The sequence below is a fragment of the Halolamina pelagica genome, assembly GCF_900115675.1.
Lineage (GTDB): Archaea > Halobacteriota > Halobacteria > Halobacteriales > Haloferacaceae > Halolamina > Halolamina pelagica.
Window position 1 is genome coordinate 59281 of record NZ_FOXI01000007.1, and the last position, 15475, is coordinate 74755.

16 protein-coding genes are annotated in these 15475 nt (G+C 69.7%); 5 read left to right on the forward strand and 11 right to left on the reverse strand.

Features of this window, described 5'->3' with window-relative positions:
* Positions 1 to 104: 104 nt before the first annotated feature.
* The gene (locus tag BMZ83_RS10735; protein ID WP_074878507.1) at positions 105 to 938 is read left to right on the forward strand and encodes an SDR family NAD(P)-dependent oxidoreductase; all 834 of its coding nucleotides are present in this window, start codon (positions 105 to 107) and stop codon (positions 936 to 938) included.
* Positions 939 to 980: 42 nt separating this feature from the next.
* Here BMZ83_RS10735 and BMZ83_RS10740 read toward each other — a convergent pair whose 3' ends face one another.
* From BMZ83_RS10740 to BMZ83_RS10780, 9 genes are read right to left on the reverse strand one after another with little or no spacing between them, the layout of a single operon-like run.
* Entirely contained in the window at positions 981 to 2759 is a 1779-nt protein-coding gene (locus tag BMZ83_RS10740; RefSeq protein ID WP_074878509.1) for a Na(+)/H(+) antiporter subunit D, read from the reverse strand.
* Positions 2759 to 4453 carry a cation:proton antiporter gene (locus BMZ83_RS10745; protein ID WP_074878511.1) on the reverse strand — a complete coding sequence of 565 codons (1695 nt, stop codon included), beginning with the start codon at positions 4451 to 4453 and terminating at the stop codon, positions 2759 to 2761. The genes BMZ83_RS10740 and BMZ83_RS10745 overlap by 1 nt, the downstream gene beginning before the upstream one ends.
* Positions 4450 to 5904, reverse strand: coding sequence for a monovalent cation/H+ antiporter subunit D family protein (locus tag BMZ83_RS10750; protein WP_074878513.1), 1455 nt, complete (start codon positions 5902 to 5904; stop codon positions 4450 to 4452). Before BMZ83_RS10750 ends, BMZ83_RS10745 begins: the two co-directional genes overlap by 4 nt.
* Positions 5897 to 6253 (reverse strand): cation:proton antiporter subunit C, encoded by a 357-nt coding sequence (locus tag BMZ83_RS10755; RefSeq protein ID WP_074878515.1) that lies wholly within the window; start codon positions 6251 to 6253, stop codon positions 5897 to 5899. Before BMZ83_RS10755 ends, BMZ83_RS10750 begins: the two co-directional genes overlap by 8 nt.
* Entirely contained in the window at positions 6250 to 6723 is a 474-nt protein-coding gene (locus tag BMZ83_RS10760) for an MnhB domain-containing protein (RefSeq protein ID WP_074878516.1), read from the reverse strand. Before BMZ83_RS10760 ends, BMZ83_RS10755 begins: the two co-directional genes overlap by 4 nt.
* Entirely contained in the window at positions 6720 to 7253 is a 534-nt protein-coding gene (locus tag BMZ83_RS10765) for a DUF4040 domain-containing protein (RefSeq protein ID WP_074878518.1), read from the reverse strand. Before BMZ83_RS10765 ends, BMZ83_RS10760 begins: the two co-directional genes overlap by 4 nt.
* The gene (mnhG, locus tag BMZ83_RS10770; protein ID WP_074878520.1) at positions 7250 to 7570 is read right to left on the reverse strand and encodes a monovalent cation/H(+) antiporter subunit G; all 321 of its coding nucleotides are present in this window, start codon (positions 7568 to 7570) and stop codon (positions 7250 to 7252) included. Before mnhG ends, BMZ83_RS10765 begins: the two co-directional genes overlap by 4 nt.
* A complete protein-coding gene (locus tag BMZ83_RS10775) occupies positions 7567 to 7836 on the reverse strand; it encodes a monovalent cation/H+ antiporter complex subunit F (protein ID WP_074878522.1) in 270 nt (89 codons plus the stop codon). The genes mnhG and BMZ83_RS10775 overlap by 4 nt, the downstream gene beginning before the upstream one ends.
* Positions 7833 to 8861 carry a monovalent cation/H+ antiporter subunit E gene (locus BMZ83_RS10780; protein WP_079990164.1) on the reverse strand — a complete coding sequence of 343 codons (1029 nt, stop codon included), beginning with the start codon at positions 8859 to 8861 and terminating at the stop codon, positions 7833 to 7835. The genes BMZ83_RS10775 and BMZ83_RS10780 overlap by 4 nt, the downstream gene beginning before the upstream one ends.
* Before the next feature lie 270 nt (positions 8862 to 9131).
* On the opposite strand from BMZ83_RS10780, the gene BMZ83_RS10785 reads away from it, so the two are divergent.
* The 4 genes from BMZ83_RS10785 (at position 9132) to gatB (ending at position 13194) form a co-directional block, all read left to right on the forward strand.
* Positions 9132 to 10055: a substrate-binding domain-containing protein gene (locus tag BMZ83_RS10785; RefSeq protein ID WP_394327200.1), complete on the forward strand. Its 924-nt coding sequence runs from the start codon at positions 9132 to 9134 to the stop codon at positions 10053 to 10055.
* 2 nt (positions 10056 to 10057) lie between these two features.
* Positions 10058 to 10777: an ABC transporter permease gene (locus BMZ83_RS10790; protein WP_074878527.1), complete on the forward strand. Its 720-nt coding sequence runs from the start codon at positions 10058 to 10060 to the stop codon at positions 10775 to 10777.
* Positions 10774 to 11628, forward strand: coding sequence for an ATP-binding cassette domain-containing protein (locus BMZ83_RS10795; protein WP_074878528.1), 855 nt, complete (start codon positions 10774 to 10776; stop codon positions 11626 to 11628). The genes BMZ83_RS10790 and BMZ83_RS10795 overlap by 4 nt, the downstream gene beginning before the upstream one ends.
* Before the next feature lie 81 nt (positions 11629 to 11709).
* Positions 11710 to 13194, forward strand: coding sequence for an Asp-tRNA(Asn)/Glu-tRNA(Gln) amidotransferase subunit GatB (gene gatB, locus BMZ83_RS10800; RefSeq protein ID WP_074878530.1), 1485 nt, complete (start codon positions 11710 to 11712; stop codon positions 13192 to 13194).
* Here the strand turns inward: gatB and BMZ83_RS10805 are convergent.
* Both BMZ83_RS10805 and BMZ83_RS10810 read right to left on the reverse strand, forming a co-directional pair.
* The gene (locus BMZ83_RS10805; RefSeq protein ID WP_074878532.1) at positions 13191 to 13895 is read right to left on the reverse strand and encodes a hypothetical protein; all 705 of its coding nucleotides are present in this window, start codon (positions 13893 to 13895) and stop codon (positions 13191 to 13193) included. The genes gatB and BMZ83_RS10805 overlap by 4 nt on opposite strands.
* A gap of 60 nt (positions 13896 to 13955) precedes the next feature.
* Positions 13956 to 15353, reverse strand: coding sequence for an MATE family efflux transporter (locus BMZ83_RS10810; RefSeq protein WP_074878596.1), 1398 nt, complete (start codon positions 15351 to 15353; stop codon positions 13956 to 13958).
* Between the last annotated feature and the right edge of the window lie 122 nt (positions 15354 to 15475).

Consider the following 15475-nt stretch of genomic DNA (forward strand, 5'->3'; position numbering starts at 1 on the left):
AGGGGCGTTGATAAATCGCATGACGGGATAGTGAATCCACCGGACGGTCACGGCACGCGTCATCCGGGGCGAACAGCTATGCGCATCGCGCGACGAGTCAACGTATGAACGAGTTCGAGGGCGAGACGGCGGTCGTGACGGGTGCATCGTCGGGGATCGGCCGGGCGTCGGCGCTCCGGTTCGCCGAGGAGGGTGCGAACGTCGTCGTCGCCGACGTCGACGCCGACGGCGGACGCGAGACGGTGGAACTGATCGAGGACGCCGGCGGCGACGCGACGTTCGCCGAGGTCGACGTGTCCGACACCGCCTCCGTCGAGCGGATGGTCGAGGTGGCGGTCGAAACGTACGGGAGCCTCGACATCGCGCACAACAACGCCGGCATCCTCACCGGCTTCGTCGAGACCACCGGCATCGAGGAGGCCCAGTGGGACCGCATCGTCGACATCAACCTGAAGGGCGTCTGGGCGTGTATGAAGGCCGAACTCCCCGTGATGGTCGAGGAGGGCGGCGGCCGGATCGTCAATACGGCATCCGAGGCCGGGCTGGTCGGCATCGGCGGGCTGTCGAGCTACTCCGCGAGCAAGCACGGCGTCGTCGGCCTGACCAAGTCGGTCGCGCTTGAGTACGCCACGCGGGGCGTCCGGGTGAACGCCGTCGCCCCCGGGCCGACGGAGACGAACATCCAGTCGGGCGTACTCGGTAGCACGCCCGGGTCGTCGTCGCTCCTGGACCGCATCCGGACGGCGGTCGAACTGCTCCGGATGACCGTCCGCACGCTCCGGGCGGACTACGACACGTCCGCGATGCGGGAGGTGCCGATGGACCGCATCGCCGACCCCGAGGAGATCGCCGGCCCCGTGGCCTTCCTCTGCTCGGACGACGCCTCGTACATCACCGGGCAGACGCTGGCGGTTGACGGCGGGCAGGCGGCCGACTGACGGGGGATCGGTCGCCCGAGGAGATCCGGAAAAGGGGAGCCGCTACGCCAGCAGCAGCGCCAGCGCCGCCACCAGCACCGCCAGCACGAGCAGCAGACTGCGGTCGATGCCGGCCTTCGTCCGCACCTCCTCGCGGCCGGTCACCCGCGCGATGGCCGCGTCGGGGTGCTTCGCCGTCCGGACCGAGAGTTCCGCCAGCGCGACCGCGGCGTCGTCGACGCGGGCGTAGAGTTCGGTCACGCCGACCACGAGGGCACGGCTGCCGTACAGCGACCCGGGGTTGTAGAGGCTATCCACGTCGGGCACCTTGCCCAGCCCCGAGAGCGGCTTCTTCACGAGGCGGAAGCCGACCAGCCCCAGCACCGCGAGCACGACGCCCTCGACGACGTGGGTGACAGTGTAGGTGTGGTAGACGTGCGAGACGACCGCCCCGTCGGTCACGTCGAACGGCAGCAGGCTGAACAGCGCGCCGTCGAAGACGCCGTAGAACACACACAGCGCCGCGACGAGCACCATCGCGACCGACTGGCCGCGGTTGGCGTCCCGGACCTCGCCGTCGTACTCGCCGTGGAAGAAGGCGTAGTAGCCGAACTTGATGAACGACATGAACGTGCCGACGCCGCCGAGCAGCAGCAGCAGTTCCAGCGTGTAGAAGTCGCCGAACGCGAGGGGTCCCTTCACGAAGTCGTAGTGGCTCGCCGATATCACGATCCCCTTGCTCACGAACCCGTTGAACCCGGGGAAGCCGGCGATCGAGAGCGCCGCGACGGTGAACGCCCCCGCGGTGATCGGCATCTCGCGGGCCAGCCCGCCCAGCTTCTTCAGGCTCTCCTCGCCGGTGCGGTAGACGACGACGCCGGCGGTCATGAACAGCAGCCCCTTGTAGAGGATGTGGTTGAACACGTGGGCGAACGCGCCGGCCTGGGCCAGCGCGGAGCCGATGCCGACGCCGGCGATCATGTAGCCCACCTGCGACTGGATGTGGTAGGAGAGCAGGCGGCGCATGTCGTTCTGGAACAGCGCCATCGTCGCGCCGAAGACGGCCATGATCCCGCCCATGTAGGCGACGGCGACGTTGCCGTCCTGCGGGAACACGCGGTACATGCCGTAGACGCCGGTCTTGGTGGTGTACACACAGAGGAACACGCTGGCCGCGATGTGCGGGCGCGGGTACGTGTCGGGCAGCCACGCGTGCAGGCCGACGAAGCCGACGTTGACGCCGACGCCCAGCGCCGCGAGCACGGGGGCGACAGAACCAGCCAGTCCCGCGGTCTCGGGGCCGCCGGGCACGCTCGCGAACAGGAAGGTGCCCGTCTCCGCGAAGTGCCAGATCACGGCGCCCAAGAAGAGCGTGCCGCCGATGCCGTGGAGCACGGCGTAGCGGAAGCCCGCCCGCACCGCCTTGCCGCCGTAGTGCCAGACAAGCAGCGTGCTGGTGACGGCCATCAGCTCCCAGAAGAAGATCAGCGTGAGCCAGTCGCCGCCGAAGACGGCGCCGAGGCTGGACGCGACGTAGGAGAGCGCGAACGCGGTCTGCAGGGGAGCGGCCTCGCTGTAGTAGGAGTACACCACGCCGACGGCGCCGATGAACGCGAAGATCAGCCCCATCAGCGTCGAGAACGGGTCGACGTTGAAGATCACCGTCTCGAAGCCGAACAGGTTGAACTCGGTGAAGTGCGCGCCCGCGTCGACCAGCCAGACGTACGGCACGACCGCGCCCGTGAGCACTGCCGCCAGCGCGTGGCCGGCCTTCCGGCCGAGGAACGGCAACAGGAGCGCGGCGACGATCACCGGAACGAACGGCGGGACGAGCGGTTCCATCAGACGCTCACCCCCGTGACCGCGGCGACGATGCTACGCACGATCCGGAGGAACACTGCCGTGTCGGGGACGATCCCGAGCACGACCGACCCCGTGGCCGCGAACAGGATCGGCCCGAGCATGAACCACGTCGACTCGTCGCCGAGCCAGCCACGGGCCTCCCAGGCGCCGTGGTGGCCGTGCCCGTGGTCACCCTCGTGATCGTCGGCGTAGCCGTGTTCGTCGTGCTCGCCGTCGACGGCATCGGCGCCGTCGGCATCGCCCCCGTCGGTCGCCAGTTCGTCGTCGCCGAAGCGACCGCCGAGGGGGCCCTCGACGAGCGGTTTCGAGTCCGCCTCGCCCTTCGACTCGAAGAAGGCGGCGTAGACGACCGGCCAGAAGTACGCGATGTTGAGCACGCCCGAGACCAGCAGCGCGCCCGTGAAGGCGAGCTGGCCGGCCGAGACCGTGCCGATCAGCAGGAAGTACTTGCTCACGAAGCCGGCGATGAGGGGGATGCCCGCCATCCCCAGCGCGGCGATGCCGAAGGCGGTCATCGTCAGCGGCATCCGCTCGCCGATGCCCGCCATGTCGCTGATGTCGTCGGTGTGGGTCTCGACGTGGATCGCGCCCGCACAGAAGAACAGGGTGAGCTTCATGAACGCGTGGGCGGGGATGTGCAACAGTCCGCCGACGAGCGCGTACGCCGACGCCCGGCCCGGCGCGACGGCGGCGCCGACGGCCAGCCCGAGCACGATGTAGGAGAGCTGGCTCACCGTCGAGAACGCCAGCCGGCGCTTGAGGTTGTCCTGCCGGAGCGCGATCACGCTCGCGGTGACGAGGGTGAACGCGGCGATGGCGGCCAGCGGCAGGCCCATCCCGATGTCGGCGACGGCCTCGGGGCCGAACACCTCGAGGATCACCCGCGCGATCCCGAAGACGCCGGACTTCACGACCGCCACCGCGTGCAGCAGCCCCGAGACCGGCGTCGGCGCCACCATCGCGTCGGGGAGCCAGGAGTGCAGCGGCATCAGCGCCGCCTTCACGCCGAAGCCCGTGATCAGCAGGGCGAACGCCGCCCGAGCGAGCATCGGGTCGGCGGCCGCGAGCTCGGCGATGCCGCCGGGCGCGAACGCGGTCGTCCCCGCGAGCAGGTAGACGAGCACCGAGCCCGCGAGCACGGCGACGCCGCCGCCGAACGTGTAGGTGAGGTACTTCCGACCGGCGGCGCGGGCCTCGTCGGTCTCGTCGTGACTGACGAGGGGGTAGGTCGCGACCGTGAGCAGTTCGTAGAACACGAACAGCACGAGCAGGTTCGACGCGAACGCGACGCCCAGCGCCGCCGCGACGCTGCCGGCGAAGGCCGCGAAGTAGCGCGTCTGGTCGTGTTCGTCGAGGCCGCGCATGTAGCCGATGCTGTAGAAGCTCGTCACCACCCAGAGCAGGCTGGCGAGCAGGCCGAACAGCACGCCCAGCGCGTCGGCCTGCACCGCGAACTCGACGCCCGGGACGAGCGTGCCGGCGCGGCTGACGTACGTGTCGCCGGCGAGCACGCCCGGCACCATGCTGGCGACGACGCCGAGCGCCGACAGCGCGGCGGCCACCGTCCAGCCCTCGCGGAGGTTCGGGCGCCCGCGCGAGGCGAGGATCGGGACGATGGCGACTGCCGGGACGAGCACCGCTGCGAGAGGTCTGAGTGAGGGTATCTCCGTCATGAGAGTAGTGCCTGAACCGTCGGTTCGAGGAGCTGTCCGTACTCGAAGGCGAGCATGCCGAGGACGACCGCCGCGAGTGCCGCGGCGACGACGACGCCGGTCATCCCGGGCGAGACGCCGTCGACGGCGACGCGCTCGCCACTCGCGTCACGGAAGAACATCCGCTCGAGGATCCGCGCGAAGTACGCCAGCGTCAGCAGCGTACTCAGCAGGATCACCACCGCGAGCGGCCACGCCGCGGCCTCGACGGCGCCCAGCGCGATGTACCACTTGCCGACGAAGCCCACCGCCGGCGGGACGCCGACCATCGCCAGCGCGAGCAGGCCGAACGCGCCCGCGCCGAGGGGGAGCCGCTGGATCAGTCCCTCGTAGTCGTCGACGGTCTGAGCGCCCGTGGCGGTGGCGATCAGGCCGGCGGTGAGGAACAGGCCGCCCTTCATCACCGCGTGGCCGACCAGGTGGACCGTGGCGCCGATCAGCGCCGTCTCGTTGGCGACGGCGACGGCGCCGACGACGAGGCCGAACTGCGAGACCGAGGAGTACGCGAGCATCCGCTTGATCTCGGTCTGGGACACCGCCAGCACGCTCCCGAACACGATGCTGACTATCGCCCCCGCCACGAGCAGCGAACGCGCGACGGGGTTGGCCTGCAGGAAGTCGACGGTGAACACCGTGAACACGATCCGGATCAGCGCGTAGGCGGCGACCGTCGACACCAGCGCCGAGATCAGCGCGCTCACCGAGTCCGGCGAGCCGGCGTAGGCGTCGGGCTGCCAGGCGTGCAACGGGAACACCGCGACCTTCACGAACAAGCCGACGACCAGCAGCGCGAACGCCGCCTGGACCAGCGGTTCGGTGTACCCGACCGCGGCCAACTGCGTCGAGAGGTCGGCCATGTTGAGCGTCCCGGTCGCGACGAACGCGTAGCCGATCCCGAGCAGGAACAGGCTGGCGCCGACGGTGCCCACGATCAGGTACTTCAGCGCCGCGCGGGCGGAGCGCCCGCCCTCGCCGCTCGCGACCAGCGCGTACGCCGCCAGCCCCGTGATCTCGAGGAACACGTACATGTTGAACACGTCGCCGGTGATGCTCATCCCGGTCAGCCCGGCGACGAGCAGCAGGTAGACGGCGTAGAACGCGTTCGTCCGTGGCCCCGCCACGCGGGAGTACGCGAGCACCGCCAGCGAGACCACGGCGACCAGCAGCGCGATCGTCGCCGACAGCCCGTCGACGACGAGCTCGATGCCGAAGGGCGCGGTGAAGCCGCCGACGACGTAGCTGACGGTGCCGTCGAACGCCCGCGAGGCGAGCACGCCGGCGCCGGCGACCTGCACGGCCGCGGTCACGAGCGCGACCGGCCACCCCGTCTCCGAACGGACCAGCCCGGCCAGCAGCGCCAGCACCGAACCCAGCAGCGGCGCCGCCACCAGGAGCGCCGGGAGGCTACTCATCGGCGGCCACCTCCCGGATCTCCCCCTCGCGGAGCGAGCCGTACTCGTCGTAGACGCGGACGATCAGCCCCAGCGCCACCGCGGTGAGGCTGACGCCGACGACGATGGCGGTCAGGATCAGCACGTGCGGCAGCGGGCTGACGTACGGTGCCGGCGCCGACAGCAGGGGCGGGCTCGCCCCTTGGACGAACGCCGAGCTGATGAAGAAGAGGAAGATGCCCGTCTGGAACACGTTCATCCCGATCACCTTCTTGATCAGGTTCGGGCTGCCGATCAACATGTACGTCCCCACGCCCATCAGCAGGAAGGCGACGAGGAAGTAGCCCCGGGTGGCCAGCAGGTCGATCACGCCGACTCACCCCCCTTGGTCCCCGCCGCGATGGCGAAGAAGAGGCCGGTGACGATGCCGGCGACGATCAGCCCGATCGCGAGTTCGACGAACTCGATCCCGTACTTGCTGGCGTGGGGGATCCCGAGGTCGCCGTACACCGCGTACTCGAGGAAGCCGGCGCCGAGCAGGACGCTCCCGATCCCGGTGAACAGGAACGCGAGCATGCCGAGCCCGATCAGGGCGACCGGGAGGCGCGTGCCGATCCAGTCCCGCGTCGTCTCGATGCCGAACGCGATCCCCAGCATCAGGACGACGGTGCCGACGATGACGCCGCCCTGGAACCCGCCGCCGGAGGAGTCGGCGCCGTGGAACATCACGAACAGGCCGAACGTGAACACGAACGGCATCACCACGCGCACCGTGGCCATGATGATCGGGCTGCCGACGTAGGGGCCGCCGCGTGCGACCCGGCGTTCGCTGTCGCTCATCCGAACACCTCCCTGTTGAGCACCACCAACAGTCCGACGCCCGCGGAGTAGACCACCGCGGCCTCCCCCATGGTGTCGAACCCGCGGTAGGCCGCGAGCACGGCCGTCACCGCGTTCTTCACGTCGGTCTCCCCGTAGGCGTTCTCGAGGTAGTACTCGGTGACCTCGTCGTCGGCGACCGCGGAGTTCGCGTCGCCGACCGCCGGCAGCGCGAACAGCGTCGACGAGAGCACCAGCACGAGCGCGAGTGCCACCCCGGCAGCCTTGAGGTCGATACGTTCGAACGTCCGTTCCACGTCGGGATGTGCGGTTTTCACGATCGTGAGCAGGAAGAGCACGGTCATGATGCCGGCACCGACGGCGGCCTCCGTCAGTCCCACGTCGGGCGCACGGAGGAACACCCAGATGATCGCGATCGAGAGGCTGTACGCGCCGAAGGCGACGACCGAGTTCAGCACGCTCTTCAGCGCCGCCGTCGCGAACGCGGCGCCGACGATCAGCGCGAGCACGGAGAGTTCGAGCGGCGTCATGGCTCGTCCTCACCCTCCTCGCCGGTCCACGGTTCGATGCCCAGTTCGTGCGCCGCCCGCGTGATCGCGTGGGCGGCAGTGGGGTTCGTCAGGAACATGAAGAGCAGCAGGAGCACGACTTTCAACGTGTTGAAGCCGATCCCGTAGCTGGCGGCGACCGCACCGAGCGTGAGTACGGCCCCGAGCGTCTCGCTCTTGGAGGTGCTGTGGGCTCGGGCGTACACGTCCGGCAGGCGGATCAGCCCGACGGCGGCGACGACGGCGAAGAAGACGCCGCCGGCGATCAGCACCACCACGGCGATCTCGCGGGGCGTCATAGCACCCCCCCGCGTTCGACCTGGAACTTCGAGATGGAGATGCTGAGCAGGAAGTTCAGCAGGGCGTAGACCAGCGCGATGTCGAGCGCGCCGGGTTCGCCGATCGCGGCCGCGATCAGCGCGATCACGATCACCACGTTGGAGCCGACGAAGTTGATCGCGATCACGCGGTCCGGCGTCGTCGGCCCGACGATCGTCCGGTAGACACCGACCAGCGAGACGAGGATGAACACCGTCGCCGCGCCCAGCAGGACCCGCTCGATCATGACTCCTCCTCCTCGCGGCGCTCGAACGGGCTGGGGATCCGGGCGGCCGCGCGGCCGTAGAACACGAACCGGACCGCCCGTTCGAGCGTCCCCGCGAACAGGTCCTCGCGTGCGCTCGCGGTGAGCGTGTGGATGATCAGGTGCTGGCGCTCCACGTCGACGGTGAGCGTTCCGGGCGTGAGCGTGATGCTGTTGGCGAGCGTCGTGACCGGCAGCGCCGACCAGACCGCGGCGTCGAACTCCACCATCTCCGGGTCGATCGGCAGGTCGGGGTGGAGCACGATGTACGCGATCTCGACGTTGGCCTTCACGATCTCCCAGAGCAGGAACGGGACGTACAGGCAGAAGCGCACGAGGCGTTTGACCGTGTCCGGCGGCGCGACCGGCGAAGTGAGCGACACGCGCCACAGCGCGACGGCGACGATGCCCGCGCTGATTGCGCCGGTCGCGAGTTCGAACGGAGCGACCGATCCCGCGAGCAGCAGGTAGAACCCGAACGAGGCCGCAAAGAGCGCGAAGAACTGGGTGAGCGTCCCCCGCCGGACCAGGGGCTGGGAGGACTGTTCGGCGTTCCGCGGCGCCTCCTCGACGCCGAGGCCGGCCCGGCGCACCTCCGCCTCCAGCGAGGGGAGCAGCGGCGTCGACCCGATCGGGTCGTACCGCGGGTCGAACACCGCCAGCCCGAGGTCGTGCTCGTTGGCGTAGCGAACGAGCACGTCGGCGTAGTCGTTCGGCGTCGAGAGGTACTCGTGGGTGGCCACGAGCGCGGTCTCGATGGTCACGTCCGCGCCGTTTGCGTCCTCCTCGGCCCACGACGCCACGCGGTCGAGCAGCGACCGGGCTGACTCGGCCCGGGTCGAACTGCTCCGGAAGGAGATCCGCTCGGCCAGGGGGTAGACGAAGTGGACTGCTGCCGGCGATCCGCTCTCGCCGGCACGATCCAGCGCTTCCTCGACGGCGTGGGCGACCGTGTTCCGGAGGCTGGCCGACTCGTCGACGGGGACGAGCAGCCGTGACTCGGTCACGGCGACCACCCCACCGACGGACGACAGACCGGAGGAACGGGATCGAGTGGCATCAGTAGTCGCCCGAGGGTTTGCACAGGCGCGTTATAGGAGTTCTCACTCCGGCCGTCGACGGCCTAGGCGGGTATCGTCCCCTGCGTTCCCGATTCGGGATGCAACTGTCTTCGGCCACGAATGGCGATGATTCAGCTGTATGCGACGGTCGCGTAACCTCTAGAAGTTACTCCGGGAAGCGAACACTTTTCCCCGGTGAGCGTTATGCCGAACACGATGCAACGCCGAACGTTCCTGCAGGGGGTCGGCCTCGCTGCGATCGCGAGCACGGCCGGCTGTACCCAGCTCGGCAGTGGCGAGACCGAGTCCAGCGTCGGCGTCGCCGGCGAGACGCTGACGCTCACCACGACGACGAGTACGTACGACACGGGGCTGCTCGACGAGATCCACCCCGACTTCGAGGAGATGTACGGCGTTACCGTCGACGCCGTCGCGCAGGGGACCGGTGCCGCGCTGGAGACCGCCCGCAACGGCGACTCGGACGTCGTGATGGTCCACGCCCGCGGGCTCGAGGACGAGTTCATGCGCAACGGCTACGGGATCAACCGGCGGGACCTGATGTTCAACGACTTCGTCATCGTCGGCCCCGGGGACGATCCGGCGGGCATCCAGGGGACGGACTCCGCGACCGAGGCCCTCCGAGCGATCGCCGAGTCGGAATCGACGTTCGTCTCCCGCGGGGACAACTCCGGCACCCACACCAAGGAACTGAACCTCTGGGCGGCCGCCGGCGTCGAGCCCGGCGGCGACTGGTACCAGGAGATCGGCGCCGGGATGGGCGAGGCGCTCAACAACGCGAACCAGCAGGACGCCTACACGCTCTCGGACCGCGGGACCTTCATCTCCCAGCGCTCGGAGATCGACCTCACGATCCTCGTGCAGGGGCCGATCGAGGGCGGGCCCGAGATCCTCGCCAACCCGTACGGGATCCTGGCGGTCAACCCCGGCGTCCACGAGAACGCGAACTACGACCTCGCGATGGCGTACATCGGCTGGATCACCGGCCCCGGCGCGCAGGACGCCATCGCGGACTACGAGATGAACGGCGAGCAGCTGTTCTACCCGCGGGCGCTCTCGGAGGACCCGGACTTCCAGCAGTACGTTCCGGAAGGTTGGAGTAGCGACTCCGACAGCGAGTAACCGTGCCGCTCGATCCGGTCGCACCGCTACTCCCGCTGTTCGTCGAGTTCCCCTTCCGGGACGGGTACGTCCGGAGCATCGTCTACGTCTCGCTGTACGTGAGCTGTACCGCGGTCGTGCTGAGCACGCTGTTCAGCATCCCCGTCGCGCTCGTGATGGGGTTCACCGAGTTCCCGGGCAAGCAGTTCGTGAAGTCGGTCATCAACACCGGGATGGGGTTCCCCAGCGTCGTCGTGGGGCTGCTGGTGCTGTTCGCCGTCTCGAACCAGGGCCCCCTCGGCGCGATGAACCTCATCTTCACCAAGGAGGCGATGATCATCTCCCAGTTCGTACTCGCGACGCCGCCGATCACCGCGATCAGCCTCGCCGCCGTCACCGGCGTCGACGAGAACGTCCGCGAGGCCGCCCGCGCGCTGGGCGGGACCCGGCTGGACGTTGCGCTGGTCGTGATCAAGGAGGCCCGATACGGGATCGCGACCGCCGTCCTCGCCGGCTTCGGCCGCGCGATCAGCGAGGTCGGGTCGGTGCTCATCGTCGGCGGGAACATCACCAGCGCCGACGGCATCTCCCAGACCCGGACGCTGACGACGGCCATCCAACTGGAGGCCCGGCAGGGCCAGTACGACACGGCGATGCTGCTCGGCGCGGTGCTGGTGGTGCTCGTACTGACAGTCAACGCGATCGTCGTCCGGTTCGGCGACGCGGGGTCGATGAACCGATGATGCGGCTCCGAAACCTCTCGCACAGCTACGGTGACGAGGCCGTCGTCGACGACGTGTCGCTCTCGATCGACCAGGGCGAGGTCGTCGGCGTCATCGGTCCCTCGGGCGTGGGGAAGACCACGCTGCTCCGGCTGCTCTCGTTGTTCCTCGAACCGGACGCCGGGACCGTCGAACTCGACGGCGACGCGGTGTGGGAGGCCGACGAGGACGAGCGGCTGGCGCTCCGCCGGCAGGTCGGGATGGTGTTCCAGGACGCCAGCCTGTTCGACGCGACCGTCGCCCGGAACGTCGAGTACGGCCTCCGGGTCCGGCAGCCGTGGCGCGAGCGCCTGCGGGACCAGCTCCGCTCGCTCGTGGCCGCGCGGCGCCTCCCGGGCCCGGTCGGTCGCGGACTCGACGCGGTCGGCCTCCGGGATCCGCTGCAGGCCCGCGTCCGCTCGCTCGTCGGGACGACCGAACCGCCCGAGGCAGTGACGGACGCGCTCGGCGTCGTCGGGTTGGACCACAAGCTCGACCAGCAGGCTCGCTCGCTTTCAGGCGGCGAGGCCCAACGCGTCTCCTTCGCGCGAGCGCTCGCGTACGAGCCGGACTACCTGCTGCTCGACGAGCCGACCTCCGACCTCGACCCGCGGAACACGGGGCTGATCGAGGCGGCGATCGGCGAGGCCCGGGACCGCGGCATCGGCGTCGTCGTCGCGACCCACGACATGCACCAGGCCGAGCGCATCGCCGACCGCGTGGGCGTGCTGCTCGGCGACGGGTTCACGGAGATCGGGCCGACGGAACGGATCTTCGAGGATCCCAGCGACGAGCGCACGCGGAAGTTCATCTCCGGCGAGCTGGTGTACTGAGCACGCCGGGGCACGGGAGCCGACGACGGCCTCCCTACCGTCCCGACACGCTTAACCACGAACCACCGAAATCTGGACGTAATGAGTCAGGCGCTCGCGGACCGGGAGCTCGCGGCCGTCATCGGGCTGGAGGTCCACGTCCAACTGGAGACCGACACCAAGATCTTCTGCAACTGCTCGACCGACGCCGCCGACGACGAGGAGCCCAACAGCCGCACCTGCCCCGTCTGTCTGGGGCTGCCGGGCGCGCTGCCGGTGCTGAACGAGGCGGCCGTCGAGTCGGCGGTCAAGATCGGGAAGGCGCTGGACGCCGACATCCCCGAGGAGACCACGTTCCACCGGAAGAACTACTTCTACCCCGACCTGCCGAAGGGGTTCCAACTCACCCAGTACGACGCGCCGATCTGTGCCGACGGCGAACTCGAAGTGCGCGTCGAGGGCGAGCGCCGCGAGATCGGCGTCCGCCGCGCTCACCTCGAGGAGGACCCCGGCAGCATCCAGCACGAGGGGGGCAACATCGACACCGCCGACTACACCCTCGTCAACTACAACCGCGCCGGCACGCCGCTGATGGAGATCGTCACCCGGCCGGACTTCCGTTCGCCCGCCGAGACCCGCGCCTTCCTCGCGAAACTGGAGGAAGTGCTCGAGTACCTCGGCGTCTTCGACGCCACCCGGGACGGCAGCCTGCGCGTCGACGCCAACATCTCGCTGGTGCCGGCCGACGAGGTCGGCGACGACGGCGACATCTCCGAGGACACGCTCGAGGACGCCAACCGTACGGAGGTCAAGAACATCTCCAGCCACAAGGGTGCCGAGCAGGCGCTGGCCTACGAGGTCACCCGACAGAAGAACGCCGTCAAGCGCGGCCGCGAGGTCGAACAGGAGACCCGCCACTGGGACGAGAGCCGCGGCGTCACCGTCTCGATGCGCTCGAAGGAGGCGGAGAAGGACTACCGCTACTTCCGGGAGGCCGACCTGCCGCCCCTCCAAGTTTCGGACTGGAAGGAGCGCATCCCGATCCCCGAACTCCCGGACGACCGCCGGGAGCGCTTCCGCGCGGAGTACGGCCTGAGCGAGGAGGCCGCCTCGAAGCTCACCTCCCGGAAGTCCGTCGCCGACCTCTACGAACAGTTGGCCGCGGAGTTCGAGCCCGACCTCGCGGCGACGTGGGTCGCCGACAACCTGCTGGGCGAACTCAACTACCGCGACATGGTCGTCGCCGACATCACCGACCGCCTCGACGAGATCGAGTACGTGATCCGGCTGGTCGCGGAGGACGAGCTCACCGCGAAGAACGCCGAGGAGGTCGTGCTGCGCCGGATGCTCGACGAGGGCGAGAGCCCCGAGGCGATCATCGAGGAGGAGGACCTCGGGAAAGCCAGCGGCGGCGAGGTCGAGCAGGCCGTCGCGGAAGCGATCGAGGAGAACCCCGACGCCGTCGCGGACTACGAGTCCGGCGACGACGGCGCGCTCAACTTCCTCGTCGGGCAGGTGATGGGAAAGACCGGCGGCTCCGCGGACCCGGGACAGGTGAACCAACTACTGCGGGAGGAGCTCGCTTAGCGCCGGCTCCGGAGCAGGAGCCCGGCCCCCGCGGCGACCGAGACGGCTTCGAGCGCGCGCTCGACGCCGGGTTTCGCCGAAATCGACGTTGGCCGACCGTCCCGATAGACGACGTAGTAGCCGTCGTCGACGGCGAGCACCGCGTTCGCGTCGTCGATCGGCTCGTCCGTCGTGATCGTCCCCTCCCGGATCGCCCGCTGGGCCGGGTCCGAGACGTGCTGCCGGTCCCGCGCCACGTCTTCCAGGGCCGTGGCGGCGTCGACGCGCTCGACGCCGAGTTCGACGACCATGCCGACGGACTCGTTCGTGCCGACGTACGTCGCCGACCGGCGGTAGACTTCGTCGCCGAGGACGACGTACTCGTCGCCCGCCCGGCGAGTGAGTTCGTCGCCCGCCGACGGCCCGGAGACGGCAATGATCGCGGGGTTCACCCCGGTGACGTTACCGTCGATCGCGCCGCCGTCGTAGAGACACCGTCGCGGGAAGTCGAAGGAGCGATCGACGCAGTCGATCCCGTCGACGTCGGCGACGTAGCCGCCCTCGGGGAGGTCGACGGCCAGTTTCCCGTCCTCGCTCGAGAGTTCCGCCACCTCGTAGCGGTAGTCAGGTCCCGTCACGTCCAGCGGCGGCGCCCAGATCGGCACCGCCACGAGCATGAGCGCGAGCGCGATCGTCAGTTCGCGCCGCGTTGGCGGGCGCATACGTCGGCCCAGTGCCGCGCGTCGCAAAAACCCAGTCCCGCGTGCTGCCGTCGCGAGCAGTTAATCGTCGCCCGCGGCCACGTCAGGCCCCGTGTCGACGACGCCCTCCCGCCAGTTGCCGAGGTTGAACCACGCCGCGCCGATGACGAACGTGATGACGCCCGAGAACGCCATCGCCCACCAGAGCCCGTTCTCGTCCCACGCGAGGTAGTACGCGAGCAGCGCGGCGACGGGCACTCGGAAGAGCCAGCGCGAGGCCAGCGAGAGCGCCATCGCCTGCGCCGTCTGGCCGGCGCCGCGGAAGCCGCCCTGGATCACCATCAGCCCGCCGAGGAACGCCCAGAACGGCGCGATGATCCGCAGGAGGACGACGCCGGCGTCGATCACGGGCTGCTCGTCGACGAAGATGCCGACCGCCGTCGCGGGGTAGACGAAGACCACCGCCCCCGTCGCGAACAGGAACGCCATCGTCGCCGCGGTCGCCTTCCACGTCACCTCCGCGGCGCGGTCGGGCGTGTCGGCGCCGAGGTTCTGGCCGACGCCGGTCGCCGTCGCCTGCCCGACGGCGCCGGAGACGGTCCACGAGACCGACATCAGCCGGACGCCGATCCCGTACGCCGCCGTGGCGATCGGGCCGAACCGGGCGACCAGCGCGGCGAAGAAGACGGCCGCGAACGAGCGCGCGAGGCCGTCGCCGGTGCCGGGGGCGCCGATGCGCACCAGGTCGGTCAGTACCTCCCGATCCGGCCGGAGGTCCGGGATCCGCAGGCGGACGCCCCAGCGGCCGTCCAGCAGGACGAGCAGGCCGATCAGCGCGGCGAGCACGCGGGAGATCATCGTCGCGATCCCCGCCCCGCGGACGCCCATCGCCGGGAACGTGATCGTGCCGACGATCGGCGCGCCCTCGACGAGCGTCCAGCCGAGGATCAGGAACGGGTCGAGGATCACGTTCACGCCCGCGGAGATCACCACCAGCCACATCGCCGTCCGCACGTCCCCGGCCGCCCGGAGGACCGCGCGGAACGCGAAGAAGAGGAAGGTGAAGGGGATCGCCGCGAGGATCGGTTCGAGGTAGTCCATCGAGTAGGTGAACACCTGCCCCTGCGCGCCGATCAGACTCACCAGCGGGTAGCGGATCAGGAAGCCGATCGTCGCCAGCAGGAGGCCGACAGCCACCGTCAGCAGCACCGTCTGCCCGACCGCGTGGTCGGCTTTCCGCTGCTCGCCGGCGCCCACGTACTGTGAGACCAGCGCCACCGCCGCCGCGGTGATCCCCATCGCGACCGAGACGAACATCCACGAGGTGGGGAACATCAGCGAGACGGCGGCGACGGCCTCGGCGTTGACGCGGCCGACCCAGAACATGTCCGCGAGGTTGTAGAGCGTCTGGACGAGGTTGCCCAGCACCAGCGGCCACGACAGCGCGAACAGCTTCGGCGTGATCGCGCCGGTGGTCATGTCGACGCGCGAATCGTTCCCGCTCACGCCGTGGGGGTGGAGACGGGCGCCGATAAATCCCGCCGTTGCGGTCGGGCTGGTGGGGTTTCGGTCGGTCACGGTGACGGCATCGCGGGCGTGCG